Here is a 10,796-nt window from a genome sequence, read left to right as displayed (position 1 = left end):
GTGGGGTGGGAGTGAGGGGCGGCTCGTGGTCGAGGCCGGTGCCGGCGCCGCCGACCGGCGGCGGGGCGAGGGGGTCCGCGCGCAGATCGCCGAGTGGGACGCCGAGCGCCTCACCGAGGAGGCGGCCGCCCACGACGAGCGCGGCAACGCCGAGCGGGCCGGGAGCGACACCGAGCGGACGAGCGCGCTGGAGCGCGCCGCGGCGGCGGACGAGCGGGCCCGCGCGCTCCGCGAGCGGTCGGAGGCGCTGTCCGCCGAGAACGAAGCGGACTCCGAGCTGCACGCGGCCCTCGCGGAGGCGGCGGCGGAGCGCGCGCGGGCCGGCGAGCAGCGGGCGATGGCCGCCGAGACCAGGGGACGCGCCGAAGGACTCGACGGCATCGAGGCGGAGATCGCCCTCGACCAGGCCGAGACCTACGACGCGTGGGAGCGCATGCACGCCGAACTGGCGCTCGCGCACCTGGCCCGCTCCGAACAGGACGACGCGGCCGCCGAAGGGCACGAACGGGAGGCCGAGGTCCACCGGATGCGGGCCGAGTCGGCCGCCGACCGGATGGAGGCCGCGCAGCACCGCTCCGCCGCCGAGTCGCTGGCGGCGGAGTCCGGCTCGATCGAGCAGGCGGACCGCGAACGCGCCGAGGCGGCGGAGCGGGCGCGGGCGGCGCGGGAACGCGACGAGCGCATCCGCGAACGCGTGCTGCGCCGCGAGCGGGAGCGGCCCACCGGGCTGCGCCGGTTCCGTCCCGGCCCGGGGCGGACGTTCTCCTCGCCGGGCATGATGGCCGGATGGTCGACCGACTGGACGTCCGACGGGGACATCGCGCTCGACCGCGAGGTCAACACCATCGCGCAGGCGCTCACCGAGCACGGGCCGACGGCCCGCAACCGGCTCGCCGACATGGTGGGCGCGCGCTACTGGGGCCCGGGACGGTTCCGTGCCGCGCTGCGTGAGGCCGTCCACGAGGGACGGGCCCGGCCGCTCGCCCGCAACCAGTACGGGCCGCCCGAGAGCAAGGAGTGACCATGCTCGCCTGCCGGATATTCGGGCACGACTACGCCTTCAGCACCGACGGTTCGACGATGCGTTGGACGTGCGTACGTGAATGCGGTGCCGAGGGCTCCAAGGAGTACGACACCGCGTCCCAGGCGCAGCGCTATGCCCGAGCCTTCGACAGGAAGGACACCGACGATCTGGGACGGCGTGCCCCGCTCGTCGGCCTCTTCCCGTTGCGAATGGCCCGCGCTCTACGAGAACGAGTGGGTCGGCGTTAAGCCTGAGTGTATGTGTGGGTTTGGCCGGGCTCGATGTAGGTCGCCTGGTCACCGAATCCGCGGCGTTCCATCTCGTGCCGGAAGTCGTCCAGAGGTGAACTGAAGACCGTGTAGTCGTTGTAGTGGACGGGCACGGCTCGTCCAGGACGGATCGTCTCTACAAGGTCGGCGCCTTGCGTCGCGTCCATCGTGACGATGAGCCCGCCGGGCAGCTTGGTGCCGCCCAAGTGGAGGACGGCGAGGTCGATGTTCCGGTTGCGCCGGGCGATCTGCTGGATTCCGTCGAACATCAGCGTGTCGCCGGTGATGTAGAGGCGGTACTGCACCTCGCCCGTCGCCGGGCCGAACTCCAGCAGGCTGCCCATCACCGGCGGCAGCAGCATGCGGGCCGCGCCGGGCGCGTGCCGGCCCGGCATCGAGGTGATCCGGAGCATCGCCCCGTCCTTCACCATGGTGTGCGACTCCCAGGTGCGCAGCCCGGTCGCGTGCCGGAACCGGTGCCAGCCCTGCAGCCGGCGGGCCGCGTGCGGCGTCGTGACGATCGGCAGCCCCCGGTCGAGCTTCCCGCGGGCGACCCGGTCCCAGTGGTCGCCGTGCAGGTGGGACAGGACGACGGCGTCCAGGCGCGGCAGCTCCTCGATGCGCAGCGCCGGCTCGGTCAGCCGCTTGGACGTGAGCCCGAACCCCAGATAGGCGCGCTGCCCGCGATGCAGGAAATTCGGATCGGTCAGCAGCGTGAACGGGCCGCAGCGCAGCAGCGTCGTGGCGTTGCCGATGAATTCCATCGTGACCTGGCGTAGTGCGAGTTCAGGTGCGGTTTTCATGCTCGATCCCCCCTTTTCGGGCCCGTGATGCCCGGGGGAACGGCGCCGAACCCTGCCATGCCCGATGGATACCGTTCGCTGGCGGAGCATCGCCTCGGGCGGACGGGGTGCTTCATAATTCGTGCATCACAAGATGCGGCAATGGAGGCGTAAAACGGTGAGCGACATCGAGCAGGCCCCACCCGGTGTGGACGTCACGGTCCCCAGCCCGGCTCGCATGTACGACTACATCCTCGGCGGCTCGGCCAACTACGCGGTCGACCGCGAGGCCGTGAAGAAGGTCCGCGCGCACATGCCCGACCTGAACGACGCGGCGTGGGCGAACCGCGGGTTCCTGCAGCGCTCGGTGCGCTGGCTGGCCGAGCAGGGCATCCGGCAGTTCATTGACATCGGAGCCGGCCTGCCGACCGGCAACAACACGCACGACGCGGTGCACGCGGTCGCGCCCGACGCGCGGATCCTGTACGTCGACAACGACCCGCTGGTCGAGATCCACGCGAAGGCCCTGCTGGAGGGGGTGGCGGGGACGGCCTGCATCACGGCCGACTTCCGGGCCCCGGACGGTCTGCTCGGGCACGAGGTGACCCGGGCGATGATCGACTTCACCCAGCCGGTGGCGCTGCTGCTGGTGACGGTGACCCACTTCGTGTCGGACGAGGACGACCCGTGGGGGCTCGTCCGGCGGTACGTCGGCGGGCTCGTGCCGGGCAGCTACGTGGCCCTGTCCGCGATCACCAGCGACCGGCAGGTCAGCGAGGAGCTCGGCGAGGTCACGGCGGTGTACGCCAGGTCGTCGTCCGGCGGCGGCTACCCCCGGCCCCGCGCGGAGATCGAGCGCCTCCTGACCGGACTGGAGATCGTTCCGCCGTACGAGGGGGCGCCCGCGGAGCTGTGCTACATCGGCGAATGGGGTGCCGAGGACCCTGTCGCCGCAGATAGTGATGGCTCACGGCTGGGCTATGCCGCCGTGGCGAAGAAGACAGCATGAAGAAGCCGTTCGTGGATGCGGCATTGGAGGCGAAACAATGAGCGATATCGAGCAGGCTCCCCCCGGGGTGGACATCACCGTCCCCAGCGTGGCTCGAATGTACGACTACTTCCTCGGCGGCACGGACAACTTCGAGGTCGACCGCATCGCCGGGGAGAAGATCCGCGCGAACATGCCCGAGGCCATGGACACGGCCTGGGCGAACCGCGGGTTCCTGCAGCGTTCGGTGCGGTGGCTGGCCGAGCAGGGCATCCGGCAGTTCATCGACATCGGCGCCGGGCTGCCCACGATGAACAACACGCACGACGCGGCGCAGGCCGTCATCCCGGATGCGCGGATCCTGTACGTCGACAACGACCCGCTGGTGCGGGTGCACGCGAACAAACTGCTGGAGGGCGCGACCGGGACGGCGTTCATCACCGCCGACTTCCGCGACCCGGACGGGCTGTTCGGCCAGCAGACCGCCCAGGAGGCGATCGACTTCACCGAGCCGGTCGGGCTGCTGGTGGTGGCGCTGACCCATTTCGTCCCGGACGAGGACGACCCGTGGGGCCTCATCCAGCGGTACATGAGCCGGCTGGCGCCCGGCAGCTACCTCGCGCTGTCCGCCGCGACCGACGACCGGCAGTCCGCGCGGGCGCTCGGCACGATCAAGGAGGAGTACTCCAAGTCCACCGCGGCCGTCCACATGCGGACACGCGCGGAGGTCACCCGGCTCTTCACCGGGCTGGAGCTCGTCCCGCCGTACGACGGGGCGGGACGCGAGATCTCCTACACCGGCGAGTGGGGCGCTGAGGACCCTGTCGCCGCCGATAGTGATGGGTCCCGGTGGGCGTACTGCGGTGTAGCGAGGAAGACAGCATGAAGAAGCCGACCGTGGCGGAGCTGGGCATCGACCCGGACACTCTCGACTGGCAGCGCTCGTCCAACGACGAGGGCGGCATCGAAGTCGCTTTTGTCGGGGAATGGACGCTTCTGCGCACGTCCGGGGACCTCATCTCCGTGTTCGACGAGCACGAATGGGCCTGCTTCCTGGACGGGGTGAAGAAGGGCGAGTTCGACCGGGCCGCATCGTGAGGCGGACTCATGACCGCCTTACCTGACGCGAGTCGTGATGCGCTTCCTGATCCGGCCAAATCTGTGATTCACAAATTCGGAAGGCGTATGCTGATGCCGGCCGTATGTCAAGGGAGGTGGTGCCGATGAGCGAGGCCTACGGCGCCACCATTGCCAAACGGGGGCTGGCGCGCCGCCTGCGAGAGCTGCGCGTCGGGACGGGATACACGGCCAACCAGGTCTGCGACCGGCTGAACTGGGGAAGGGGCAAGGTCGGCCGGTTCGAGGCCAACAACTGGGTTCGTCCCGAGCTCAGTGACATCCGCGACCTGGCGCGCATCTACGCGGGCAGCGACCTCGACGAGCTGGAGGAACTCGCGACGCGCGCCAGGCAGCGGGCCTGGTGGCGTGACTACCCGGACGTGTTCCACAACGAGTTCCCCGGCTACGAGGGGGACGCGTCCAGCATCCGGGTGGTCATGCCGCTGGTGATCCCCGGGCTGCTGCAGACCCTGCCGTACATGCAGGCGCTGCTCACCACCGGGACGCAGACGCCGGAGTGGCGCGAGCAGGCGCTGCGGGCCCGGCTGCGCAAGCAGCAGATCCTCGACCGCGACGAGCACGCGCCGGACGTGGTCGCGGTGCTCACCGAGGCGTCCCTGATGTACGAGTGGGGCGACCCCGGCGACCGCCGCGCCCAGCTGCGCCACCTGCTGACCATGTCCGAGCGGCCGAACGTCGAGCTGCGGCTGCTGCGCCTGTCGGACGGCCTGCACCCCGGCATGTCGACGCTGGTCAACATCTTCGATTTCCCCGGCGACGAGCCGTCCATGGTCTTCCTGGAGAACGACGCCGACATCCAGGAGATCGACGACCCCGGCAGAGTGGAGGCGTATGGCGAGATCTTCGACGAGATCCGCGCGGCGGCGCTGAGCACCGCCGACACCGCGGCCCACCTGGAGTCACTCATCGCGAAGCTGGAGTAAGACTTATGGACCTCTCTCAGGCACGGTGGTTCAAGGCCACCGCGAGCGCGAGCAGCAACGGGGGATGCGTCGAGGTCGCCGACCTTGAGACCGCCACCGGGCTGCGCGACAGCAGGACGCCGGAGGCCGGGGCGCACGTCGTTCCCCGGACCGTCTTCGCCGCGTTCCTCGAAGACGTGCGGGCCGGCAGGTACGACCGCTGACTGACCGGGCCGCACACACGGTCCCCCAGGGCTGCACCCCTGGGGGACCTTTTATGTGTGCGGCCCTCTCTCAGGCGCCGTCCACGCTACAGCGGCGGGCGCCGGTCGTCCCGCGTCCTCCGGTACACGTTTCTTATACCGCGCGGCCATGTGGTTTGGTCGCTTTCGGGTACATCGGTGAACGTCTCAACTTCTCCCGCATGATCCTTGCCGTCTACCGCGCCATCCGGCCAGAAATGTGCGAAGCTGGGTTCTGTGATTCACACATAGCGAGTCGCGAACCGTGGAGGTTCAAGGCGCGAATGTCCGAATCGCGAATGTCTCCGTAACCCCCGAGGTGGGCGCCATGACGAAGGCCGCAGCGACGTGCGGGATTCCGTGGAGGCTGGAGAACGGCGGCTGCGCGGCCCTGCCCCTGCCCGCCGACGACTCGATCGCGCGGGTCGCCCGCGCCCATGTCACGGGGCTGCTCCCCGCCCTCGGGCTGTCCGTCCAGGACGTCGACGACATCACGCTCATGGTCAGCGAGCTGGCCACGAACGTCTTACAGCACGCCACGCCCGCCGACGGCGCGGCCGACCCGGAACTGTGGGTCTACCAGCGCACGGACGGGCGGGGCCGGGACGAACTGGTCGTCAAGGCGTTCGACATGTTCCGGGGGTGGCGCCCGCAGGCGCCCGCCGGCCCGATGCTCGAACACGGCCGCGGCCTGGAGATCATCGAACTGCTGACCCAGGGGCGGTGGGGGCACCACCCGTCCCGCTCCCGGCTCCGGACGCCGGCCGTGCGGGGGAAGGCGACCTGGTTCGCGCTGCCCCTCCCGCGCACCGCGCGCCGCATCCGGCACATGTGGCGGACTGACGAGCCGCACGCGACCAGGGACCTGCACGCGCTGCTCCTCCAGCGCGGCATCGACGACCTCACGCCGGGGGACGAACTCGGCATCTCCATCCTGTCCGGACACGGCGACCTGACCGTCTGGTGCGAATCGGCGACGTTCCGCTGGTGCGCCCGGTCGGGCGAGTCCGGCAAACTCCCGATCGCGGACATCACCGAGGTGTGCGAGCAACTCGTCCGGATCTGGGAGTCCATGAACGACGACTGACGCTGCCGAACGGCCGCCGCATGGCCCGAGGTGGGGGCGGGCCATGCGGCGGCGGGGGGTCAGCCCGTCAGGTCGTCCCGGACGCGGCGGGCGGCCGTGACCAGGTTGCGCAGGGACGCCTCGGTCTCCGGGTAGGCGCGGGTCTTCAGGCCGCAGTCAGGGTTGACCCACAGGCGTCCCGGCTCGACGGCCCGCAGCGCGCGGCGCAGGTTCTCCTCCATCTCCGCGGCGGCGGGGACGCGCGGCGAGTGGATGTCGTACACGCCGGGCCCGATGCCGTTCTCGTACCCGGCGGCGCGCAGGTCGCCGACCAGTTCCATGTGCGAGCGGGCCGCCTCCACGCTCGTCACGTCGGCGTCCAGCGCGCCGATCGCGCCGATGATCTCGCCGAACTCCGAGTAGCACATGTGGGTGTGGATCTGGGTCGTGTCCTTGACGCCGGACGTGGCCAGCCGGAACGCGCCGACCGCCCAGTCGAGGTAGGCGGCGCGCTCCTCGTTCTTCAGCGGCAGGAGTTCGCGCAGCGCCGGCTCGTCCACCTGGATGACGCGGATGCCGGCCGCCTCCAGGTCGGCGATCTCGTCGCGGAGGGCGAGGGCCACCTGGCGGGCGGTCTCGGCGAGCGGCTGGTCGTCCCGGACGAACGACCAGGCCAGCATCGTGACCGGCCCGGTGAGCATCCCCTTGACCGGCTTGCTCGTCAGCGACTGCGCGTACGTGGCCCACTCGACCGTCATCGGACGGGGCCGCGCGACGTCGCTGTGCAGGATCGGCGGCCGGACGTAACGCGACCCGTACGACTGCACCCACCCGTGGTCGGTCGCCGCGTACCCGTCGAGCTGCTCGGCGAAGTACTGCACCATGTCGTTGCGTTCGGGTTCGCCGTGGACGAGGACGTCCAGGCCGAGGTCCTCCTGTAGCGCGATGACGCGGGCGATCTCGTCCTGCATCGCCTTGACGTAGTCGGCGCCGGTGACGCGCCCGGCCCGCCGGTCGGCGCGGGCCCGGCGGATCTCGGGGGTCTGCGGGAACGAGCCGATCGTGGTGGTCGCGAGGTCGGGCAGGCCGAGCGCGTCCCGCTGCGCGGCGAACCGTGCGGCGCGGTCGCCACGCCGCGTGTCGCCCATGCTTCCGAGCCTCTCGCGGACGGCCTGGTCGACGCCCGCCTCCGGCAGTTGTTCGCTCGCCGGGATCGGGGTGTCGTCGCTGAGCGCCCGTCCAAGCGCGACGACCTCGGCGACCTTCTGCTTGGCGAACGCGAGCCGCCCCCGGACCTGCGGGTCTAGCGAGGTCTCCCGCTCCAGGTCGAGCGGGACGTGCATGAGCGAGCAGGACGTCCCGACCACGACCTGATCGACGAGCCCCAGCACGGAGGCGCAGGTGGCCAGGGCCTTCTTGGCGTCGGTGCGCCAGACATTCCGCCCATCGACCACGCCCGCGACGAGCGTCTTGCGCGGTAGCCCGCCGACCGACGCGAGCACCTCCACATTGCCGGGCCCGGCGACGAAATCAAGACCGACGGCCTCCACACGACTTCTCGCCAGCACACGCAACGCGTCCGCCCCGACCGTCCCGAAGTACGTGGCGACCATCAGCCGGGGTCGGCTGCTCAACTGCCCGAGCCGCGCATAGGCACGGGCCAGGGCGTCGATCTCCTCCTCGCTCCGGTCGGCGACGAGGACAGGCTCGTCCAGCTGCACCCACTGCGCGCCGGACCCGGCCAGCCGCTCCAGGACCTCGGCGTACACGTCCACGAGCCCGTCGAGCAGCTCCAGCGTCCCGAACCCGCTCGTCGACGGCTTCGCCAGCAGCAGATACGTGAGCGGCCCGACGAGCACGGGGCGCGTGTCGATGCCGAGCGCCTTCGCCTCCCGATACTCGGCCAGCGGCTTGGCGGCGGCCCCGTCCGCCAGCCGGAACCGGGTGTCCGGCCCCAGCTCGGGGACGATGTAGTGATAATTCGTGTCGAACCACTTGGTCATCTCAAGTGGCGGGACGTCCTGCACGCCGCGGGCCATGGCGAAGTACCGGTCGAGCCCGTCCAGCCGCCGGTAGCGCTCCGGGACGGCGTCGACCAGCACGCTCGTGTCGAGCATCTGGTCGTAGAACGAGAACGTGTTGGACGGGATCCCGTCCACCCCGGCGTCGCGCAGGCCCGTCCAGACCTCGGCGCGCAGCTCGGCCCCGGTCTCGGCGAGCGCGTCGGCGCCGACGCGTCCCGCCCAGTAGTCCTCGGTGGCGACCTTCAACTCCCGGTCCGCCCCGATTCGGGGGTATCCGAGGATCGTCGTGTTCATGGCGGCTTCCCTCGCTGTGCCACGGGCGACCCCGGGAACGGCGACGGCACACCGGTGCCGCCGGCCTTCCCACGAGGCCGCAGACCACCGCGCACCGGCCGGCGCGCGGGCGGAGGCAGGTCTTCGGACTCGCGGGCATCACCTCATGGAGGCGTCCTACTGGCCGTCGCTTCCCAGGCCGCGTGACCCAGTGCTCAATGACGGCGGTCGTTCCCACTCACCGCTGCGGGGCAGCCCCGGACTCACACCGGGTTCCCTCTTACGACGCTCAAACGAGCGAACCATCCGCACCCCCAACCCTACCGACCCCCTCAAGCATCCGATGGAGCGGTAGCTCCGTAACACCCGCGCACCACGCCACGGCGGCGCGCCGGGTGGGCGGCGGGCTCGGGTTGCGGTGGTTCTGGCGCGCCCAGCGACGATCATGGGGACGTGTCCCGACTCACGAGGAGACCTCGATGCAACGGACTTTCGTAGTGACGGGCGGCGGTCGCGGCGTCGGCCGCGGCATTGTCGAACGGCTGCTCGCGGACGGCGGCAAGGCCGTGGTCATCGAACTCGACCCGGCGGCGCTGGAATGGGCGGACGACCGTGTGATCACGGTCGTGGGGAGCGCCGCCGACGAGGATGTCGTCGAACGGGCGGTCGACTTGGCGCAAGAAGCCGGGACGCTCACCGGCTGGGTGAACAACGCCGCCATTTTCCGTGACGTCCCTGGTTGGATCTGGTAGCGGTCAACTACTCGGCCCTGAAGGGACCGAGCTTGTCTGTTCGGTCCCTCGGGCTTTGTTTACGCTCCCGACTGCCCGCTACGGCGGGGCGGTCACGGGTCGCATCCACCCGCCCTCATGCTATGTGGGGGCGGGTTGGGGCATGTTGACGAATACCCACGCCGAGCGTGCGCGGTCGCGTACGTTGACCCCGGCGACGACGTCGGCGGGCCCAGCGAGACCGCACCGGCGACATTCAAAGTGATCCCGCGAGGGACGGTTGTTCCTCGCGGTGTGGCCGCAGCGGGGGCAGCGCTGGGAGGTGTAGGCCGGATCCACCTCGATGTACGGCACGCCGTGACGGCGGGCCTTGTAGGCGATGAAGGCGCCGAGTTGGTGGAAGGGCCAGGAGGACAGGCGTGCCCGCTGGTCGCGTGGAACCGTGGCCCGTGCGCGGATCCCACTCAGTTCTTCGAGTGCGATGCCGCGTCCGGTGCGTGCCGCGACGGCGACGACCTGTTTGGCGATCTTGTGGTTGATGTGCCGGGCGTGCCGCGCTTCGCGGCGGGCCTGCTTCCTCAGCAGCCGGGCGGCCGATCGGGTGCGGGTCGCTTGGAGTTCGACGCGTTTACGGGCCTGCCAGCGCCGGTACCGGGAAAGGCGGCGGCCCTGATGGTTGTCGCCGTCGGAGGTGGTGGCCAGGTTGACGATGCCGCGGTCCACCCCCACCCAGTCCGCGGGCTCGCACACCTGGGGTTCGGAGACGTCGCAGGTGGCGATCAGCAACCATTTCCCGTCCCGGTGGAGAAGGTCCGATTCGCCCTTACGGTGCGCGGCCAGCATCTTGGCCTGGTCGGGTGAGCAGGCGAACCGCAAGTTCTTGCACCGCCCGGCCACCGTCCAGAGGCTGACCGTCCCCGCGTCCAACTGCCACGACAGGCACCGGTCGTCGAAGGTGTGCGCGGCGTCCAGGCGGAACACGACCGGCTTGGACTCGGCCTTGCGGCGGCGCCGGGACGCTGGCCCACCCAGGTGGCCGTTGCGGATGTTGCCGCGCAGCGTGGTGTAGGCGTCCACGACCCGTTTGATCACATGCTGGGCGGCCTGCGCGCCGAGCCCGCCGGCTTTGAGGTCGCCGTAGCACAGCGTCCGCAGCGGCAGTTCACGGCAGCTCAGCCCGAACTCCTCGAACGCCACGGCCGCCACCTGGCTGGCGGCGATGTTGACCTGGTGCAGGGTGTCGGTCAACGCCGCCGCCTGCTCGGGCGTCGGCAGCAGCCTGACCTGGATCACCAGTTTCACAATCGGTGACTTTATCATTACAGTTCCCCGGTTGGTGCGGGGTGAACCCGGGC

General features: G+C 70.5%; 12 protein-coding genes and 1 riboswitch. Of the genes, 9 read left to right on the top strand and 3 right to left on the bottom strand.

From position 1 onward, the window contains the following. Window positions 1-1,021, top strand: a 1,021-nt coding sequence (locus tag HUX53_RS14595) for a hypothetical protein (RefSeq protein WP_217919436.1), incomplete at its 5' end; no start/stop codon positions are given. A 2-nt stretch (window positions 1,022-1,023) separates the two neighbouring features. Then, entirely contained in the window at window positions 1,024-1,272 is a 249-nt protein-coding gene (locus tag HUX53_RS14590; RefSeq protein WP_176403724.1) for a hypothetical protein, read from the top strand. Here HUX53_RS14590 and HUX53_RS14585 read toward each other — a convergent pair. Continuing rightward, window positions 1,269-2,096, bottom strand: coding sequence for an MBL fold metallo-hydrolase (locus HUX53_RS14585; protein ID WP_176403723.1), 828 nt, complete (start codon window positions 2,094-2,096; stop codon window positions 1,269-1,271). The two genes, HUX53_RS14590 and HUX53_RS14585, sit on opposite strands and share 4 nt — an antisense overlap. 157 nt (window positions 2,097-2,253) lie before the next feature. Between HUX53_RS14585 and HUX53_RS14580 the strand changes: the two genes are divergently transcribed. From HUX53_RS14580 to HUX53_RS14555, 6 genes are all read left to right on the top strand, one after another. Beyond that, window positions 2,254-3,084, top strand: coding sequence for an SAM-dependent methyltransferase (locus HUX53_RS14580; RefSeq protein ID WP_176403722.1), 831 nt, complete (start codon window positions 2,254-2,256; stop codon window positions 3,082-3,084). 37 nt (window positions 3,085-3,121) lie between these two features. Then, a complete protein-coding gene (locus HUX53_RS14575) occupies window positions 3,122-3,949 on the top strand; it encodes an SAM-dependent methyltransferase (RefSeq protein WP_176403721.1) in 828 nt (275 codons plus the stop codon). Then, entirely contained in the window at window positions 3,946-4,161 is a 216-nt protein-coding gene (locus HUX53_RS14570) for a DUF397 domain-containing protein (protein ID WP_176403720.1), read from the top strand. Before HUX53_RS14575 ends, HUX53_RS14570 begins: the two co-directional genes overlap by 4 nt. Before the next feature lie 125 nt (window positions 4,162-4,286). Then, on the top strand, window positions 4,287-5,126 hold the full coding sequence (locus HUX53_RS14565; RefSeq protein WP_176403719.1) for a helix-turn-helix transcriptional regulator: 840 nt from the start codon (window positions 4,287-4,289) through the stop codon (window positions 5,124-5,126). 5 nt (window positions 5,127-5,131) lie between these two features. Further along, window positions 5,132-5,329, top strand: coding sequence for a DUF397 domain-containing protein (locus HUX53_RS14560; RefSeq protein ID WP_176403718.1), 198 nt, complete (start codon window positions 5,132-5,134; stop codon window positions 5,327-5,329). A 346-nt stretch (window positions 5,330-5,675) separates the two neighbouring features. Further along, entirely contained in the window at window positions 5,676-6,434 is a 759-nt protein-coding gene (locus tag HUX53_RS14555) for an ATP-binding protein (protein ID WP_176403717.1), read from the top strand. Window positions 6,435-6,493: 59 nt separating this feature from the next. Here the strand turns inward: HUX53_RS14555 and metE are convergent, their stop codons facing one another. Further along, a complete protein-coding gene (gene metE, locus HUX53_RS14550; protein ID WP_176403716.1) occupies window positions 6,494-8,731 on the bottom strand; it encodes a 5-methyltetrahydropteroyltriglutamate--homocysteine S-methyltransferase in 2,238 nt (745 codons plus the stop codon). Window positions 8,732-8,845: 114 nt separating this feature from the next. After that, a riboswitch (cobalamin riboswitch) is annotated at window positions 8,846-9,014 on the bottom strand. Between the two features lie 175 nt (window positions 9,015-9,189). Here metE and HUX53_RS14545 point away from each other — a divergent pair. Continuing rightward, window positions 9,190-9,462 carry an SDR family NAD(P)-dependent oxidoreductase gene (locus HUX53_RS14545; protein ID WP_176403715.1) on the top strand — a complete coding sequence of 91 codons (273 nt, stop codon included), beginning with the start codon at window positions 9,190-9,192 and terminating at the stop codon, window positions 9,460-9,462. 120 nt (window positions 9,463-9,582) lie between these two features. Here the strand turns inward: HUX53_RS14545 and HUX53_RS14540 are convergent, their stop codons facing one another. After that, window positions 9,583-10,743 carry a transposase gene (locus tag HUX53_RS14540; RefSeq protein WP_309237224.1) on the bottom strand — a complete coding sequence of 387 codons (1,161 nt, stop codon included), beginning with the start codon at window positions 10,741-10,743 and terminating at the stop codon, window positions 9,583-9,585. Window positions 10,744-10,796: the final 53 nt, after the last annotated feature.

It is taken from the genome of Actinomadura sp. BRA 177, assembly GCF_013372625.1.
Classification (GTDB): domain Bacteria; phylum Actinomycetota; class Actinomycetes; order Streptosporangiales; family Streptosporangiaceae; genus Spirillospora.
Note: the sequence above shows the minus strand (reverse complement) of the source record. Positions and strands in the feature narration are given on the sequence as shown.

What these genes read in the sequence shown, in the direction of transcription:
- HUX53_RS14590 (WP_176403724.1), top strand. Translation starts at nt 1,024, where the DNA reads ATGCTCGCCTGCCGGATATTCGGGCACGACTACGCCTTCAGCACCGAC.
- HUX53_RS14585 (WP_176403723.1), bottom strand. Translation starts at nt 2,096, where the DNA reads ATGAAAACCGCACCTGAACTCGCACTACGCCAGGTCACGATGGAATTC.
- HUX53_RS14575 (WP_176403721.1), top strand. Translation starts at nt 3,122, where the DNA reads ATGAGCGATATCGAGCAGGCTCCCCCCGGGGTGGACATCACCGTCCCC.
- HUX53_RS14570 (WP_176403720.1), top strand. Translation starts at nt 3,946, where the DNA reads ATGAAGAAGCCGACCGTGGCGGAGCTGGGCATCGACCCGGACACTCTC.
- HUX53_RS14565 (WP_176403719.1), top strand. Translation starts at nt 4,287, where the DNA reads ATGAGCGAGGCCTACGGCGCCACCATTGCCAAACGGGGGCTGGCGCGC.
- HUX53_RS14560 (WP_176403718.1), top strand. Translation starts at nt 5,132, where the DNA reads ATGGACCTCTCTCAGGCACGGTGGTTCAAGGCCACCGCGAGCGCGAGC.
- HUX53_RS14555 (WP_176403717.1), top strand. Translation starts at nt 5,676, where the DNA reads ATGACGAAGGCCGCAGCGACGTGCGGGATTCCGTGGAGGCTGGAGAAC.
- metE (WP_176403716.1), bottom strand. Translation starts at nt 8,731, where the DNA reads ATGAACACGACGATCCTCGGATACCCCCGAATCGGGGCGGACCGGGAG.
- HUX53_RS14545 (WP_176403715.1), top strand. Translation starts at nt 9,190, where the DNA reads ATGCAACGGACTTTCGTAGTGACGGGCGGCGGTCGCGGCGTCGGCCGC.